The 18,409-nt window shown below is 47.8% G+C and carries 12 protein-coding genes; 2 read left to right on the top strand and 10 right to left on the bottom strand.

Annotated elements, in window-relative coordinates; genetic code table 11:
• The first annotated feature begins 1 nt into the window (after position 1).
• The gene (locus M1L23_RS08435; protein WP_252626886.1) at positions 2–3,094 is read left to right on the top strand and encodes an efflux RND transporter permease subunit; all 3,093 of its coding nucleotides are present in this window, start codon (positions 2–4) and stop codon (positions 3,092–3,094) included.
• On the opposite strand, the gene M1L23_RS08430 is transcribed toward M1L23_RS08435, so the two are convergent.
• From M1L23_RS08430 to M1L23_RS08410, 5 genes are all read right to left on the bottom strand, one after another.
• On the bottom strand, positions 3,054–3,620 hold the full coding sequence (locus M1L23_RS08430) for a hypothetical protein (RefSeq protein ID WP_252626885.1): 567 nt from the start codon (positions 3,618–3,620) through the stop codon (positions 3,054–3,056). The two genes, M1L23_RS08435 and M1L23_RS08430, sit on opposite strands and share 41 nt — an antisense overlap.
• A complete protein-coding gene (locus tag M1L23_RS08425; protein WP_252626884.1) occupies positions 3,611–4,135 on the bottom strand; it encodes a methylated-DNA--[protein]-cysteine S-methyltransferase in 525 nt (174 codons plus the stop codon). The genes M1L23_RS08430 and M1L23_RS08425 overlap by 10 nt, the downstream gene beginning before the upstream one ends.
• Positions 4,125–7,751, bottom strand: a complete 3,627-nt coding sequence (locus M1L23_RS08420) for an efflux RND transporter permease subunit (protein WP_252626883.1) — start codon at positions 7,749–7,751, stop codon at positions 4,125–4,127. Before M1L23_RS08420 ends, M1L23_RS08425 begins: the two co-directional genes overlap by 11 nt.
• Positions 7,748–9,511, bottom strand: a complete 1,764-nt coding sequence (locus M1L23_RS08415; RefSeq protein WP_252626882.1) for an efflux RND transporter periplasmic adaptor subunit — start codon at positions 9,509–9,511, stop codon at positions 7,748–7,750. Before M1L23_RS08415 ends, M1L23_RS08420 begins: the two co-directional genes overlap by 4 nt.
• Before the next feature lie 150 nt (positions 9,512–9,661).
• The gene (locus M1L23_RS08410) at positions 9,662–10,063 is read right to left on the bottom strand and encodes a hypothetical protein (protein WP_252626881.1); all 402 of its coding nucleotides are present in this window, start codon (positions 10,061–10,063) and stop codon (positions 9,662–9,664) included.
• A 206-nt stretch (positions 10,064–10,269) separates the two neighbouring features.
• Here M1L23_RS08410 and M1L23_RS08405 point away from each other — a divergent pair, with 206 nt between their 5' ends.
• A complete protein-coding gene (locus M1L23_RS08405; RefSeq protein WP_252626880.1) occupies positions 10,270–12,807 on the top strand; it encodes a zinc-dependent metalloprotease in 2,538 nt (845 codons plus the stop codon).
• Between the two features lie 78 nt (positions 12,808–12,885).
• Here M1L23_RS08405 and M1L23_RS08400 read toward each other — a convergent pair whose 3' ends face one another.
• The 5 genes from M1L23_RS08400 to lpdA all read right to left on the bottom strand — a co-directional run bounded on the left by M1L23_RS08400 (position 12,886) and on the right by lpdA (position 18,395).
• Positions 12,886–13,431: a DUF2058 domain-containing protein gene (locus M1L23_RS08400; RefSeq protein WP_252626879.1), complete on the bottom strand. Its 546-nt coding sequence runs from the start codon at positions 13,429–13,431 to the stop codon at positions 12,886–12,888.
• A gap of 163 nt (positions 13,432–13,594) precedes the next feature.
• Positions 13,595–15,655 (bottom strand): M13 family metallopeptidase, encoded by a 2,061-nt coding sequence (locus tag M1L23_RS08395; protein WP_252626878.1) that lies wholly within the window; start codon positions 15,653–15,655, stop codon positions 13,595–13,597.
• Positions 15,656–15,808: 153 nt separating this feature from the next.
• The gene (gene ribA / locus M1L23_RS08390; protein WP_252626877.1) at positions 15,809–16,399 is read right to left on the bottom strand and encodes a GTP cyclohydrolase II; all 591 of its coding nucleotides are present in this window, start codon (positions 16,397–16,399) and stop codon (positions 15,809–15,811) included.
• Between the two features lie 217 nt (positions 16,400–16,616).
• Positions 16,617–16,820, bottom strand: coding sequence for a hypothetical protein (locus M1L23_RS08385; RefSeq protein ID WP_252626876.1), 204 nt, complete (start codon positions 16,818–16,820; stop codon positions 16,617–16,619).
• Positions 16,821–16,967: 147 nt separating this feature from the next.
• Positions 16,968–18,395, bottom strand: a complete 1,428-nt coding sequence (lpdA, locus tag M1L23_RS08380; protein WP_252626875.1) for a dihydrolipoyl dehydrogenase — start codon at positions 18,393–18,395, stop codon at positions 16,968–16,970.
• Positions 18,396–18,409: the final 14 nt, after the last annotated feature.

The following is an 18,409-nucleotide window of genomic DNA, read 5'->3' as shown; positions in this document are numbered from 1 at the left end:
TATGGATATTGCTCGCTATAGTATTCAGCGCCCTACCAGCAGCTGGATTTTCTTACTGGTTTTGCTACTTGGCGGCACCCTTGCGCTGCAGCAGATAGGTCGGTTAGAAGACCCTGAATTTACCATTAAACAAGCCATGGTGGTCATTCCTTATGCTGGTGCTTCTGCCGAACAAGTGGAAGAAGAAGTAACCGTACCAATGGAAAATGCCATTCAGGAATTGGCCTATATTCGTCATATCACCTCAACCTCTATGCCTGGCATGGCCCAAATTACCGTTGAAATGAGAGATGTTTATCGTGCCGATGTGCTGCCCCAAATTTGGGACGAACTACGCCGAAAAGTAAACGACAAAACCCGCGAACTTCCTCCAGGTGCCGGCCCGGTTATTATTAAAGACGATTTTGCCGACGTGTTCGGCGTGTTATTGGCCTTGTCTGGTAAAGGCTATTCGCTACCCGACATGCTTGAGCATGCAAAATTTTTACGCCGCGAACTGTCGCTCGTACCCGGCGTAGCCAAAGTTATTATTAATGGCGAGCAGCAAGAACAAGTGATAATCGAAGTGTCGCGGTCGCGCTTGGCCAACTTGGGTATTCCTCCTTCACGCATTTATCAGTTATTGGCAACCCAAAATACCGTGTCAAATGCTGGCCGAATACGCTTGGGCGACGACGCAGTGCGCTTTGCTACCAGTGGTGAGTTCACCTCGGTGGCGCAGTTGGAATCTTTGGTTATCAGCAACCCCGGCGCCCGTGAACAATTGTTTCTTGGCGACGTAGCTAACATTTCACGTCAAATTGCTCCTATACCTACACACTTAGTGCGCTATAACGCCGAGCCTTCCTTATGGCTGGGTATTTCCTTTGCTTCACATGTGAACGTGGTGGAAATAGGTGCTGCGGTAGCACAACGCTTAGCTGAAATTAATTATGCGACCCCCGTTGGTATGGAGCTACATACCATTTACAATCAACCCGCCGAAGTACAGCGCTCTGTTTCCGGTTTCCTGTGGAACTTGGTGCAAGCCGTGGTCATTGTGATTGTGGCACTGTTACTTACCATGGGTTTACGCAGCGGATTTTTAATTGGTTTTGTGTTGCTTATTACTGTTTTGGGTAGCTTTATTTTCATGCTATTCAGCGGCATTCAACTACACCGAGTGTCGCTTGGCGCACTTATTATTGCCCTGGGTATGCTGGTGGACAACGCCATAGTTATTACCGAAGGTATTTTAGTTGGCGTGCAGCGGGGTAAAAGCCGGTTGCAGTCGGCCCAAGAAGTGCTGAAACAAAATCAGTGGCCGCTATTTGGCGCCACCTTAATTGCCATTATTGCCTTTGCCCCCATTGGCCTTTCGTCTGACTCAACCGGTGAATTTGCCAACGCCTTATTTTGGGTATTGTTAATATCGCTTGGTTTAAGCTGGGTAACAGCATTAATACTCATTCCGTTTTTAGCCGACCTGCTGTTTCGCAAAGGCGTTAAAGTGTCGGCCAGCGACGACGAGCTATACGGTAAGCCCGTGTACCTGGCGTATAAACGTTTGCTTAGCTTTGCTTTACGCTGGCGGCTTGCCACTATGTTATTAATGACAGCATTACTGGTAAGTGCTGTACTTGGCTTTACCATGGTAAGGCAAAGCTTCTTCCCAAGTTCTAGCACCCCCGTATACTTTGCTAGCCTTTGGTACCCACAAGGTACCGATATACGCGCCACTGCTGAAGACATGGCCCGTGCCGAACGTTACTTACTAACACAGCCCGAAATACTGCAAGTGTCGAGCACCATTGGTCAAGGCGCACCGCGCTTTACCTTGCCTTATTTAGTGGAAAAGTCGCATGAAAACTACGGCCAAATTATTGTTCGCACCAGCGAGCCCGGTAATTTGCATTTACTCATGGCCCGCACCCGCGATTATTTAAGCGCTGAACACCCTAATGTACGCGTGCGTTTAAGCCAAATGGAAATAGGGCCACCGGTGAAGGCGGCCATTGAAGCTCGTTTTATTGGCCCCGAACCCGCGGAATTAAGACGCTTGTCGGCTCAGGCCCAAGCCATTTTAACCGCCGACCCAGGGCTAGCAAATGTATGGAGCGACTGGCGTGAGCGCAGTAAGGTATTACGCCCACAGTTTAATGAAGAGCATGCACGCCGTGTAGGCATTACTAAACAAGACGTTGACGACTTACTGTTGGCCAACTTCCATGGCCGCCGAGTGGGTGTGTATCGTGACGGCACCCAGTTATTACCTATTGTGGTGCGAGCGCCTGAGAACGAGCGTATTTATTTAGAACAATGGCAAGATATGCTAGCCCATAGCAGTACGCTGAATCGCTACATACCTTTAACGCAATTGATTGACAGTATGCCCCTTGATTGGGAAGAGTCATTAATTCAGCGCCGTGATCGCAAGCGCACCTTAACGGTAATGGCCGACCCTGATCCATTACACGAGGAAACTCCCGCTGAAATTTTTAATCGCGTACGTGGCAGCATTGAAGCCATTGCTTTGCCCCCAGGTTATTCACTTTCATGGGGCGGTGAATACGAAGCCTCAAGTAAGGCCAAGTCGGCGGTATTTAGCTCAATACCCATTGGCTACTTAGTCATGTTTTTAATTACTGTGCTGTTGTTTAGTTCGGCTAAAAAAGCGTTAGTAGTATGGACCACAGTACCCTTGTCGATTATCGGGGTTACCTTTGGCTTACTTATTACCCAACAAGCCTTTAGTTTTATGGCCTTGCTCGGTATTTTAAGTTTGTCGGGCATGCTAATTAAAAATGGCATTGTGTTGCTAGAGCAAATTAAAAGTGAAGAAGAGGCCGGCAAAACAGGCTACGGCGCCTTAATCGACGCCTCGGTAAAACGGGTACGGCCAGTGGCTATGGCCGCATTAACTACCATACTTGGCATGATCCCGCTGTTGTTCGACGAATTTTTTGCCAGTATGGCAGTGACCATTATGTTCGGCCTAGGCTTTGCTACTTTGCTTACACTTATCGTAGTACCGGTAATGTACAGCTTACTACTGCCTATTGGTAAAGGCTCTGCTACTCATCCGCCAGCAGATTCCTTACCCGCAAAGTTGTAAACGCCATTTTCGGGTAATTGTGCGCAAGTTCAATTTGGCGCCCATCGGGTAAAAACATGATGGGCGTAAATTCACGCCGCCGCGGGTTCGAAGAAATTACACTGGTTACCTGCGAACGTATATGTAAACGCTGCTCTTCGTTTTCAACGCCCTGCAAGCGTAAAAAGTACCGTAACAACGCATTAAAGCTGTCTTGATGGCCGCGCCGATATTCAAGCTGACTAAATATTACCTGGTTTTCATCATTCGGGCTTAATACCAGTAATAGCTCGTAAGGGTACGAGTTTTCAAACACGCCGCGGCAGTTCCAAAATGGTAAGTTAGCCGTGCCGTCAACCATTTCCTCATCTCGCTGGGCTTTTTCTATGCCTAATTCGCAACCGCGCCAACCACTGGCTTTAAAGTCTTCCAACTGCGCTACCGAGGCAGTTGCATCGAGCTGTTCAACTTTAGCCTCTAGCTGTTCACCACATGCTGTTAAAAATACACTTGCATACACCAATATCCATATCAACCTCAACGACATGAAGCCTCCTCTAAATTGAGTAATCGCTGTTTTATACCTACCCCGCCGGTGTAACCACCTAAACCACCATTGGCGGCAACAACCCGGTGGCAAGGAATAACTATCGCAATTGGGTTACGGCCGTTGGCTTGCCCCACAGCTTGATACCCTTTCGGTCTATGTACTGCCTCGGCGAGTTGTTTGTACGACCAAGTGGCACCATAAGGAATGGTGGTTAAAGCAGCCCATACGGCTTGTTGAAATTCAGTTCCGCTAGGTGCCAGCGGCACGGTAAATTCTTTTAACTGGCCAGCAAAGTAAGCCTTTAGCTCGCTTTCTAGCTGCTCTAATACAAAGCTCGCAGGCTGATACTCAGCTGCGAGCCCTTGTTCTAGTTGCTCGGCGGGAAGAAAGTCAAGCTGGGTAATTACCAGCCCTTCCATACCCCCCATACCTTCCACTTTTGCCGCACAGGCCAATAAATGCCCTACCGGCGTGTGTTGAATAACCCGGCAATGTTTGGTGTTATTGCTCATGTTTTACTGAAACCATTTGTTGCTGTAAACGCTGCTCTTCGCGCCAGCTCCAAAACACCGGCACTAAAAACATACTTAATCCAACACAGAATAACCCACCAATGGTAGGAATTGCCATAGGTATCATAATATCGGCCCCCCGACCCGATGCAGTAATCACTGGCAACAGAGCAATAATAGTGGTGGCACTGGTAACCAAACACGGCCTAACCCGCTTCATACCCGCTTCTATTACGGCACTACGTATTTCTGCCACCGAGCGACCAACGCCTTCGTCAAAGCGCTGTTTTAAATAGGTGGCCATAATTACACCGTCGTCTACCGCAATACCAAACAGGGCTAAAAAGCCCACCCAAACAGCAATACTTAAATGCACGGTTTTAATTTGAAAAATAGCCTGCAAAGTAGCCCCGTCGCTTAGCCAAGGCAGGGTAAAGTTCATAAACCACGGTTGGCCATATAGGTAAAGTAAAATAAACCCACCCGACCACGCCACCGCAATACCACTAAACACTATAAGTGCGGTGCCAAGCTGCTTAAACTGTAAATACAGCACGGTGAAAATTAATAACAAGGCAATGGGCAGCACCCAACTTAAGGTTGCACTAGCCCGTTGCTGGTGTTGATAACTACCCGCAAAACTATATTGCACACCTTCAGCTAAGTTAAGTTCACCCTTGGCAATAGTATCGGCCACTAATGCTTGCACCGACTCCACCACGTCTACGTCGGCCAAGCCCGAACGAGCGCCAAAGGTAACATAGGCCGTTAAGAAGGTATTTTCCGAACGAATCATTTGCGGACCACGTACATATTCAATAGTGGTCACGTACGAAAGTGGAATATGGGTGCCCGCTGGCGTTGCCAGCAACACACTTTCCATGGCTTCAATGCTATCGCGCTGCTCTCGTTGATAACGTACTCGCACCGAATAGCGTTCACGCCCAGTTACTGTTTTGGTCGCTTCTACCCCACCTATGGCCGTACTTATGGTGTGCTGCACATCGGCTACGGTTAGCCCATAGCGCGCTAGCTGCGTGCGGTCTAAATGTATTTCTAAATATGGCTGGCCCACTACCCGTTCACCATTTACCGAGCCAACACTAACCATGGGCGACTCGCGTACCAGCCCTTCGAGATCAATCACACTTTGCTCTAAACGGGCTAAGTCGGGGGCCTGCACCTTAATACCCATACTGGCACGCATGCCCGTTTGCAACATAATTTGGCGGGTTTCAATAGGCTGTAGTTTAGGCGCTGAAGTAACCCCTAGCACCTGCGCCGCAGCAACAATTTCTTGCCAAATATCGTCGGGAGTTCGTATATGATCGCGCCATTGGCGTACCCGCTTGCCGCTTTCATTAAAAGCAAACTCGGGCTTATATTGAATAATGGTTTCTATCATTGAAATAGGCGCCGGGTCGAGTGCGGTTTCCGCTCGCCCTAGCTTTCCTACCACGCGTTCAACTTCAGGAATAGCGGCAATGGCCCGGTCTTGCTCACTCAGCACATCAAGCACTTCACCAATAGACGCATGAGGCATGGTGGTGGGCATATATAAAAAAGTGCCTTCATCTAAGGCCGGCATAAATTCACGCCCAAGCCGCGGCGCAATAACTAACGCTACAATTACCAAACTTATAGGTACCAGCATAAACAACGCCTTATGCTGTAATAAAAAGCCAAGTAAGCGCGCATAATAACGCCACAATACCCATACGCCGCCACCAAACAGTGAAAATATTAACGCTACAAACAGCGTATTTTTTACTGTGCTGGCGTCAACGCCTAGGGGCATCCATACCGTGCTCAAGCCCCAAACCAGCCATATTATTAGGCTAAAAAACACCACTCGGCGAGTGCGCGCATAACGTTCAAAGCCGACTGACCAGCGCTCAAACTTACTATTAAACAACCATTGTAATAGCACCGGCAACACCACCAATGCCAGCATTACCGAGCAAATAAGAACTAAGGTTTTGGTATAGGCTAGTGGCGAAAATAACTTGCCCTCTGCGCCCGTTAAAGCAAACACCGGTAAAAAGCTAATAATAGTAGTGGTAATAGCCGTAACCACCGCCGGCGCTACTTCTTCGCAGCCCTCTTTTACTTGCTCAAAGGCCGACCAAGTAGGGTTCTGCTCGCGCTTGCGCATGACGTTATCGGTCATAATAATGGCCATATCAACAATGGTACCTATGGCAATAGCAATACCCGCCACAGCCACTATATTGGCTTCAATATGCAATAACCGCATAGCTATAAAAGTCATTAAAACGGTAAGCGGCAGCATAATAACCACAGCCACAGCGGCTCGAAAACGCACTAACAGCAACAGAATAACAATTGCCGTTACCAACACTTGTTGGTACAAAGTTTGGCTTAAAGTACTTAAAGTTTCTTCAATAAGTATCGAACGGTCATAGAAGGGAACAATGTTTAATTGGCTTTCTGCCAGCCAGGTAGGCCATTGTTCTACTGGGTGTTGCGACAACCACTGGCGCCAGCTTTCATTCGCTGCTACGGCCATGCTATTGGTGCTGCCTACTTGCCAAGGTTGTAACTGATTAAGTGCGGCAAAGGCGTCGACCTGCTCAGGGCTAACCAACGCCCAATCTATCACTGCTTTACGGGGCAAAGTAGCTGACATTTGGGTAATTTTTTCCTGTACCCGTTCTATTACTTGTAGGGCATTGGCACCTTCTCGTATAGTGACCACTCCACCGACGGCTTCCACACCGCCTACGTCTAAGGCGCCAGCTCGCGTTGCTGGGCCTAAACCGACCGTAGCTACATCACTTACACGAATAGGCGTTTGTTCATTGCGGTAAGCTACCACCGCCTGCTCTATGTCGGTTAACGACTGTAAAAAACCAACGCCACGAATTAAATAATCCACTTGATTAATTTCCGTAGTACGAGCGCCCACGTCTAAATTTGAGTTGGCAACCGCCTGCACCACTTCTGCCAAGGTTAGGTTGTACAATCGCAGGGCATTGGCGTCGACGTCGATTTGGTATTCGCGCACATAGCCACCAACGGAAGCCACTTCAGTTACGCCTTGTACACCCAGTAAGGCGTAACGCACTAACCAGTCTTGTACACTTCTTATTTCGTCCAAATTCCAGCCTCCAATAGGGCTACCTGCCCTATCGCGGCCTTCAAGGGTGTACCAGTACACTTGGCCCAGGCCTGTGGCGTCTGGCCCTAAGGTAGGCTGTACGCCGGTGGGCAAGGTGCCCGCTGGTAAGGCGCTTAGTTTTTCCAACAGCCGCGAACGCGACCAGTAAAAGTCTATGTTGTCGTCAAAAATAACGGCGATACTGGAAAAGCCAAACATAGATAAGGTGCGTACATCGCGCACTCCAGGTACGCCCATAAGCGCTAAACTTAAGGGGTAACTTACTTGGTCATCTACGTCTTGCGGCGAACGGCCGGCCCACTGGGTAAACACAATTTGTTGGTTTTCACCTAGGTTCGGCAGTGCATCGACGGCCACGGGCGAACTTGGTAAGGCCTCGTGGGTGCTAAAGGGAGTGGTGGCTAAGCCACCCGCCACCACCAATAGTATCGACACCATAGCTATAAAAGGATGGCGTAATAACCAGTTAATCATTGGTTATGTCCTCCAATGGCTTCTTCAATACTACCGCAACGCAACATGCTGGCCCCAAAGTAGGGGTTCAGTAGTTCGTTGTTGGGTTGCAACCAGTCGGCACCCGCGTTATCGCGGGCCATAGGGCAATGCGCACGGAATATTTCACCTTCATGCACCCCCATACGCGCCAGCTCGATCATGGCTTTGGAATGGTCGAAAAACTGACTGCGGGCTTGGCTTATGCTTGTTACATGATGTAAGTGCTCGCTATTGGTTAGCAGCCCTTGTTTCAATGCAGTTAAAGCGTCGGGCCAGTGCACCCTATTTACAGCCGCAAAATACTGTTCAGCTGCCTGCTGCCATTGCTCGAGTTGGTCGCTATGCAGCGCTGACCACATCGCAAAATACGCCGGGAAAATTTCAACCGCTTGGTGATCCAGCATAATTTGTTCAGGCAGGCTGTGATTAGCATGGTTATGAGCAGACATATCATGCTCTACTTCAACTGCGGTAGCGTCGTGCGACATCATGCTGTTTTCACCCTGTAACTGCAGTTCACTGTCAATACGGAAACTACCCTTGCTTACCACTAGCTCACCTGCTTCAAGCCCTGAATGTACAATGTAGTGCTGGTTTATGCGCTCGCCTAACACCACTTCACGTTGATGAAAAACCCCAGCCTGGTGCCCGTCAGCCACATACACTAACGACCGTGAACCAGTAAATAATACTGCACTACGGGGAATGGTTAACACCTGGTTGGTGGCAACCGTAAAGCCACCATTAATAAAACTACCTGGGCGCAGCGCGAAGTCTGCATTGGCTACTTCAACTCGAACCTGAGCAATTTGTTGCGCACTTAATTCCGGCAATATTTCTACCACCGTACCGCTAAGTGTTTTCGCTTGGTTTGCCAGTTGCAATTCAATCTGTAGCCCTGTGCTTAGCCATGGCAAGTCGTCTTGGTACACTTCTAGCAACACCCACATGGTGCTTGGGTCAACCACACTGGCAATGGCCGAGCCTGTGGTAACGTACTGACCTTCACGCACAAAGGTTGCGGTAACAATACCCGTAACCGGTGCTTGAATATCAATTTGCGCCGCCACTTTTTGTTCGCGTGCAAGTTTTCGCATGTGCGCCGTAGGCACGCCAAGCAATGCTAAACGGTGCTCTGCAGCAGCCTGCATTTGCTCGGCCGAACGCATTAAATTGTCATTTCCCTGCAACTTTTGCACACTTTGTACCGCATCTACATATTCTTGTTGGGCAATAAATAGTTCTGGGCTGTATAACTGGGCAACGGCTTGGCCACGCTCTACTTTGTCGCCTACCGCATTCACATATAGCTGATCAATACGGCCGTCAGTCCAGGCCGACAAGGTTCGCATACTGCGAGTATTCCACGCCACTACACCCACCGCAGCAATGTGTTTTTCCAGCTGGCGATAGCGAGCCGGCGCTGTTTCAATACTTGCTAAGGCTTTGCTCCGTTCAGACAAGTCTAAACTAACTAAACCATGGTCCGTATGCTCGCCACTGCTTTGGCTACTTCGCACTGGAATGAGGTCCATGCCACAAATCGGGCATTTACCATTGGGGTCGCTCGACCGTATAGAAGGGTGCATAGAACAGGTGTATTCATTTACTGTTGCCGCCGCAGCGACTTGTTCAGCCACTGTTTGCGACGAATTGAGAGCTTTGCTGTCGCCCCCACAGGCAGTAACTGCAAGCAGAGAAAGTGCAACTAAGATAATAAAACGCATAGTGGATGCCATGATAGGCGCTCCTGAATTTATTCAGTAATAACGGGGGCGGTAGATCCGAATGAAAACCAATAAAGGCGTGTGTGCAAACGTTCTACCAAGTCGTAGCGACCGTGTGGAATTTCTCCAACGGCGCAATAAATAGGTATATCTTGAGTTGAATTAGGCGTTCGGGGGTGGAGTTTGGGGTGAAGCAACCATCACTTGCAACGAGAAGTGATAGTGGGCGTTATTACTAACAGGAACATAAGGCGACACGCGGTTGTCTACCTGTAAAGTGGCAAAATTCGAGGCGGAACCAAGGCAGTGTCCACAGTCTTGCTCACAGTCGATGGTTTCACAGCTGTCGGTAAGCATGTCGCTGATAAGAACATCGGGGCAGCAGTCATGGCCACTGTTGGCCGCTTTACTAACCGGTTGCCCCACGCCATGCATAGCACATATAGCTGTTTCGTGATGGCCAGACAGATTACTGTTTTCAATATTCATCGCCTGCGACTGGGCCGCTGAAAACGGCGCCAGTAACAGTGTTAATAATGTAAAACAAATCCAAATAGCCTTCACAGCTGCCCTTATTCAGTACTTACCTTGCACTTACTAAGTGCACTTAGTAAGTAACGAGAGTGCAATAAATACCACTTCCAGCCCGCCATTGCAAAGACAATGTTAAACCAATGCAAAATTTAGTCACACTTTGTTACGGGTTAGTTTTGTCATTTCGTTTGTGTTCCATATAGAATCAAAAAGTTAATAAACCAAGAGGAACCACCATGTTTAAACGAATCGCTGTTGGCGCAGCTGTTGCTTTAGCGCTTGGGTTAAATAGTTATAGCTTCCCAACCTATGCTGAAGATGCCGATAAAAAAGCAAAAGAAGACGAAGAAGTTACTTATGCGTCTTTAACCAAAGACCTACAAATTCAAGAAGGCCTATTTAACCTGTACCGTAATGAAGAAGACGGTAAGTTAATGATGTCGATTAAAGACACTCAGCTCGACACGCCATTTTTATACTTTGCCCTTTCCACCGACGGTGTATTAGAAGCCGGCCACTTCCGTGGAAATTACCGCGATGAAAAAGTGATTGAGTTTCGTCGTTACTTTGATCGCATCGATATTATTCAAAAGCCTTTGCGCTATCAATTTAACGAAAGTAGTGCTTTAAGCCGGGCGGCAGACGCTAACATGAGTACCTCCGTACTCGCCAGCTTCCCGATTAAACATGAAGAAGACGGCCGCCTTATTTTTGCTGCCGACGATTTATTCCTCAGCGAAGCATTACACAAAGTGTCGCCGTACAGCCGCCCGGGTGCTGGTCCTGAATCTTTCAGTGTGGGTAGCTTAAATGCGGCACAATCTCGCGTAGTGAATGACCGCGTATACCCTGAAAATATTGACGTGGTGGTAAACTATGTATTTAACAACCCAAACCCCACCAGTGGTGGTAGTAACGCCATTGCTGATGCACGCTCTACTTCGGTAACCCTACAACATTCTTTCATTCAGTTACCCGACAATGACTTTCAGCCACGCCGCGACGACGCTCGCGTTGGTTATTTTGGCAGCCAATACGACGATATGACCTCGCCCGACTGGACGCCTTATAACGACGTGATTAACCGCTGGCACTTAGTTAAGAAAGACCCTGCTGCGGCCTTGTCTGATCCTGTCGAGCCGATTGTATTCTATTTAGAAAACACGACCCCGGAAGAATGGCGCAACGTCATTACCGAGGGTGTTTTAGGTTGGAATAAAGCCTTTGAAACCGCCGGGTTTAGTAATGCCATTGAAGTACGTATTCAACCCGACGACGCGGACTGGGACGCGGGTGATATTCGCTACAACGTGATTCGTTGGACTTCGTCACCTAATCCGCCTTTTGGTGGTTATGGTCCGTCGTTAGCTAATCCGCTTACCGGCCAGCTAATTGCGGCTGATATTATGATGGAATACGTTTACATGACGAACCGTTGGATTGAAGGCGAGCTGTATGACGCCAACGGTATCAATAAACACGATGCAGGCGCCAGCGACGCCTTATATTGCAGCCAAGGTTTTCTGGTGCATGAAGGTTTAGTGGCGGGTAATGCTATGGCTGGTTTGTTAGGTAAAGAGTCGATCGACGACAACGAACTGTTACGCCAAGGCATGATTCACGTTATTTTACATGAAGTGGGCCACACTCTCGGTTTAAACCACAATATGAAAGCCTCTATTTTGTGGGACCATGAACAAGTACATGACCAAGCCCTTACCCAAGGTGTACTTACCGGCTCTGTTATGGACTATGCACCGGTAAACATTGCCCCGCCAGGCCTTAGCCAAGGTGACTACTATCAATGGGTGGTGGGTCCTTACGACGAATGGGCCATTGAATACGGTTATAGCCCCGCTGTTGCAGACCCAGAAGCAGAGCAAGCCCGCTTAGATGCCATTTTAAGCCGCTCCCATGAGCATGGCCTTGCCTTCGGTAACGACGCCGACGATATGCGCGCCCCAGGCCGCCATATTGACCCACAAGTTATGATTGGTGATATGTCGTCTAACCCTGTGGCTTATGCCCGTGGCCGTTTTGACATTGTTAACAACACCTTTGCTAACTTGCTCGATAGTGCCCGCAATGAAGGCCAATCACACGAGAAGCTAAGTACCTTAGCCCGCCGTTTGTACGGTATTTATAGTGGCCAAGCCGGTGTTGTTTCTCGTCAAATTGGCGGCGTATATGTAGAGCGTGCCAACGTAGGCCAAGCGCCAAACACGGCTCCGTTCACGCCGGTACCAAAAGCAACACAGAAAGAGGCTATGAACACCTTAGCTAAGTATGTGTTTGCGCCAAATGTAATGGAAGATATCGAGCCAGTGCTTGCGTATATGCAACGCCAACGCCGTGGTTTCGACCATTACGGTAACAACGAAGACCCGAAGTTCCATGCCATGATACTTAGCATGCAACAAAACGTGTTGAACCAAGTGATGCACCCGGCCACTACCCAGCGTATTACAGATTCAACCCGTTATGGCAACGAGTATCCGTTGAGCGCAGTAATGACCGACTTAACCAATGCTATTTTTCCATCAACGAAATCGCTTTCCACTACCAGCCGTAACTTACAGATTGAGTATGTGAAGCGTTTAATTAGTATGACTGGATTAGTGGAAGAGTCGGCATTTGACAACGTTGCCCGCACCACAGCCTTTGCTCAACTTGAGCGTATTGCTGCCATGCGTGCACCACGTCGTTCTGAGTTCGACCTGGTTGCTCATTACGACTACATGAAACGCATGATTAACAACGCCTTAACCCCGTAATTCAGGCACAGCTTGGGGGTTCAAAGCGCATATAAAAAAGGTCAGGCAAATGCCTGACCTTTTTGTTTTCTTGCTTACTTACCACATCAAATCGTCTGGTATTTGATAGTCTTTATACGGATCGTCCTCGTCTGGCTCTTGTTCACTCGCATCGGCAATAAATAGAACCGACGCGGCATAACGCTCGGCAACTTTATCAGCCACATGTACCGGCACCACGTAATAGCTGTCTTCATAAGCACAAATAGCTAACTTGCCATTGGCTAAGTGTTTTTGCATGGTTGGGTCAACATACAAGCTTTTTATTACATTACTGCGCGAATCATTAAAATTAAAGCGAATATCGCCCTTGGTGTGGAGTTGGCTTTGCTGCAGCATTTGTAACACCTGTGCCATCCGCGCTCGCTCATCGGCTTGCGCTTGGCGTTCAAGGTTAAGCTGGCGATCACGCTCACGTTGCTCTGCACGCTTGCGCTCTAACTCAAGCCTTTGGCTATTGTCTTCAACAGCCTGGCCACTTTTAATTTTTTTCTTATATTGACGCTTTTCCTGGCGGGCTTTTTTGATTTTTTTCTCATCAACCAAACCCGCACCTAATAACTGCTCTGCTAACGATTTAGACATAACAACTCACTCATCGACTCGGCTTATTCATATATACCCATATTATGCGGTAATCATGTGGTTATTGTAACCATGGTCATATTACCGAAATAAGAAACCCCCGTTGTTTTCACAATCGGGGGTTTGAATTGAAGCTAATGTCATGCAATGCATGACCTACAGATTACCAAAGCACCACGCGCTCACCTGGAGCAACATACATGCCGTCGCCTGGTTTAACGTCGAAGGCTTCGTAGAAACCTGGAATATTGCGTGGTGCACCCAATGCGCGGTACTGGCCTGGCGCGTGAGGGCCACGGGCTAGTTGTTCGCGCATGGCGTCGTCACGGAATTTAATTTTCCAAATTTGCGCCCAGCTTAAAAACAACCGTTGTTCACCGGTAAAACCGTCCATTACTGGCGAAGGCTTACCATGTAACGACTGTTGGTAAGCACGGTAGGCACTAATTAAGCCCACGTGGTCACCAATGTTTTCGCCAAGTGACACTTGGCCGTCTACGTGCAGGCCTGGTAAAGGCTCGAATTGATTGTACTGCTCAACAAGCATACCGGTACGGGCGTCGAATTGTTCACGATCTTGCTCGGTCCACCAATTGCGTAGGTTGCCGTCGCCGTCGTAACGTGAGCCTTGGTCGTCAAAACCATGGCCAATTTCATGGCCAATAACCGCACCAATACCACCGTAGTTTACTGCGTCTTCCGCTTCCATATTAAAGAAAGGCGGCTGCAAAATACCAGCAGGGAATACAATTTCGTTACTTACTGGGCTGTAGTAAGCGTTTACGGTTTGTGGCGTCATGCCCCAGCGTTCACGATCAACCGGCTGACCAATATCAGCAATGTTTAGGTCGTAGCCAAAGTTAGCCACCCGCACGCTATTACCAAATAAGTCGCCAGGTAAAATTTCTAGCTTTGAATAGTCGCGCCATTCGTTCGGATAACCCACTTTAGGGGTAAACTTGCTGAGCTTATCAAGAGCTTTTTCTTTCGTATCTGGGGTCATCCAATCAAGCTCTTTAATTGAACCTTCAAAGGCCACAATTAGGTTATCGATAAGTTCTTCCATACGTGCTTTCGCTTCGGGTGGGAAATACTGCGCCACATACTCTTGGCCTAATACTTCGCCTAAGGCACCGTTGGTTGCCTGTACAGCACGTTTCCAACGCTCTTGCTGTTCTGGAATACCGTTCAAGGTTTTTGAATAGAAGTTAAATTGAATGTCTGCAAACTGGCTCGACAACCGTGAAGCAGCCGAGCTCATTAAACGCAGCTGCATGTAGTCTTTCCAGGTTTCTAGGCTAGTTTCGTCGAACAAGGCACCAAAGCCTTCAAAATAAGACGGCATTCTTACCACAACTTCTTCAGCTGCAGTAATACCCGCTTGCTCGGCAAAGGCAGAATAGTTAAAACCAGTTAGCAAACTGTCTAACTCGGCAGCGGTCATTTTGTTATAGGTTTTTTCGGCATCGCGACTTTCCGCGCGGGTCCAGTGGTGCTCAGCTAATGCTTTTTCCAATGCATAAATACGGTTGGCAGCGTTTTCTGCTTGGGCGTGCCCTGCAGCAGCGAGCATGTCTTGAATATAAACCACATAGGCCTGGCGGTTGTTTTCAAAGGCTTCGCCGTCGCGGAAATAGTAGTCGCGATCGGGTAAGCCTAGGCCCGACTGGCCAAGGTATAAGGTATTAAACTCAGGGTTTTTAGCGTCGGCGTAAGCATAGAAGCCAAAGGGAATGGTGACACCATTACGGCTTAATTTAGCCATTAACAGCGTAAGCTCTTCATGGTTCTTAACGGCTTTAATTTGCGCGAGCATGCCTTCCACCGGTTTCATGCCTAGTGCTTCAATATGGGCTTCGTCCATGTAGCTGGAGTAGTAGTCACCAATTTTTTGATTGTTGGAACCAAATTCGCCCTTTTGTGCGGCGGCAGTTTCAATAATAGTGCGTAACCGACGTTCGTTTTCTTGCGCTAATAGGTCGAAGGCACCAAAGCGCGGACGGTCGGAAGGTATTTCAACACTTTCATACCAGCTACCATTTACGAACATAAATAGGTCGTCTTGTGGGCGCACTGAGCGGTCGTAATCTTGTAGGTTTAAGCCCGAGCTTAGCTGTTGCTGCTCTTGCGCTACGGTGGTGGTATTGGTATTCGCTTCTTGGCTACAGCCAACTAGGCTTAACGCCATAGCAACACTTGCCGCGGCAAGTTTAAGTTTTAACATGGGGCCTACCTCGTTATTGTTATTAGAAAAAAGAAAGTGAATCAGTGTAAATCGTTTACCCACAACAGAAAAGAAATTTTGGGGTCAGAACCAAACAGCTAAGGTATTGTTCTAATTACAGCCAAGTGTGAAAAGTTGCTTCTGACCCCAGCATTAAAACAGGTGGCCAAATTTTTTGCTTTTGGTGGCTAAATAGCTTTTATTATGCGGCGTGCCGGCTGTGATATGTGGTACTCGTTCGGTAATTTTCACGCCAAGCTGCTCTAACGCTGCTAATTTCTGTGGATTATTGGTCATTAAACGCACCTCTGCCACACCCAGCGCGGTTAACATGGCAGCGGCAATGTCATACTCACGGGCATCGGCTTCAAAGCCTAATATTTCGTTTGCCTCAACGGTGTCTAAGCCCTTGTCTTGCTCGGCATAGGCTTTAATTTTATTAATTAACCCAATACCACGTCCTTCTTGGCGTAGGTACACAATAATACCGCGCCCTTCGGCGGCTACTTTACCCATAGCAGCTTCTAATTGTGGTCCGCAATCACAGCGCTGGCTGAACAGAGCGTCGCCGGTTAAGCACTCTGAGTGCACTCGCGCTAGCACAGGTGCACCGTCATCAATTGCGCCTAACACCAAAGCCACGTGCTCTTTGCCTGCTTGGTCAGTGAAGCCAACCAGCTCGAACTCAGTAAATTGGGTAGGTAATTTTGTACGTGCATCAAGGGTTACAATAGCATTGGGCATCAGAGTACTTCTTTTTTATCAGGAAAGTTATTTAGCAAGAGAGTTCATTCTCTAGCAAGTTGATTATTAACTAAGGCCGTATCTCTTAGATATTGGGTTTGACCTAACTTTTTCAAGGTGGCATTTTACATGCCTGTAAAAAAACCATAGGAGCATCGCACATCCTATGGCTGTAAGCGGCTAAAAACTAATTTTAATCGTATAAGACAACTGAATACTAGTTTTTAATAATGTCTTTTTTAAATATTAAGACGCCAATATAAATCAAACCTAAAGGCGGTACCAATGCCAATAAAGCACCAACAATTCCTGTTAGTATCGGTGTTTCCGTTTTTGTCCGCCCAAGTAAATAACTAATAACTCCAATAATAAGCACGAAAAAAATAACCGCTCGCCCTAATAAAGTTGCATTGATATCCATGATAGTTCTCCTTGTTACTCAAGATCAGTGAGTAGATACATTATTGTTATAAAGGTTGGCTCACTCATATTAGCTAGTTTAAAACGAAAAAGCCCTCAATACTGCAACCAGCACTGAGGGCTTTATACGAAGGTGTATAGCTAACCTTTACTTCTTCTTCGCTGCTTTCTTGTTTGGAATGTCGGTAATCGACCCTTCATACACCTGCGCAGCTTGCCCAATTGTTTCATACAAGGTTGGGTGTGCATGCACGGTTAAGGCGATGTCTTCCGCGTCGCTGCCCATTTCAATGGCTAGCGAAATTTCACCTAGAAGTTCACCTGCGTGCGCACCAACAATAGCACCACCAATAATACGGTCCGTGTCTTTGTCGAAAATCAGCTTGGTAAAGCCGTCGGTGGCACCCGAAGCAATAGCCCGGCCTGAAGCCGCCCATGGGAAGGTTACCGCTTCAAAGTTCAAGCCTTGTTCTTTGGCTTCTTTCTCTGTTACACCTGTCCATGCAACTTCTGGATCGGTGTAAGCAATGGAAGGAATAACTTTCGGGTCGAAGAAGTGTTTCTTACCAGAAATTACTTCTGCAGCCACGTGGCCTTCATGTACAGCTTTGTGCGCTAGCATTGGCTGACCAACAATGTCACCAATGGCAAAAATATTCTTCACGCTGGTACGCATTTGCTTGTCTACTTCAATAAAGCCGCGATCTGTTACTTTAACGCCAGCTTTATCGGCACCTATTTTGTCGCCATTTGGTGTACGTCCTACAGCAACGAGCACTGCGTCGTATACCACCGGCTCTGCAGGCGCTTTCTTACCTTCAAAAGTAACGTGAATACCGTCTTTTTTGGCTTCAACCTTGGTTACTTTGGTTTCTAGCATAATGTTGTCGAATTTCGACTTCATCGACTTGTTAAACACGCGAATTAAGTCTTTGTCGGCCGCTGGAATTAGCTGGTCCATAAACTCAACCACGTCAAGGTTTGAACCTAGTGCTTTGTACACACAGCCCATTTCCAAACCGATAATGCCGCCACCAAGAACAAGCATTTTCTTTGGAATGAACGGTAGCTCAAGTGCATCAGTAGAGTCCCAAATGCGCTCGTCGTCGTGTGGAATAAATGGTAGTTCAACTGGTTTTGAACCTGCAGCAATAATGGCGTGTTCAAACTTAACGGTGGTTTCCTTGTCGCCGGTTACTTTTAATTCATTGGCACTAACAAACTCACCGTAGCCATTTACCACGGTTACTTTACGCATTTTCGACATTTGCGCTAAACCACCGGTTAACTGGCCAATAACTTTTTCTTTGTGGGCGCGAATTTTGTCCAGATCGATTTTCGGCGTACCGAATTCAACCCCTGCCGAGCCCATAGTTTTGGCGTCTTCGATGGACTTCGCCACATGCAACAATGCTTTAGAAGGAATACAGCCCACGTTCAAACAAACACCACCTAAGGTGCTATAACGTTCAACTATAACTACATCTAAACCTAAGTCGGCAGCACGGAATGCAGCTGAATACCCGCCTGGCCCACCACCTAATACAACAACCTGTGTTTTCACTTCGTTGCTCATTTTGACCCCTGTTT

It is taken from the genome of Aliidiomarina quisquiliarum (assembly GCF_023922585.1).
Lineage (GTDB): Bacteria > Pseudomonadota > Gammaproteobacteria > Enterobacterales > Alteromonadaceae > Aliidiomarina > Aliidiomarina quisquiliarum.
This window is presented reverse-complemented; position numbering and strand designations above follow the sequence as displayed.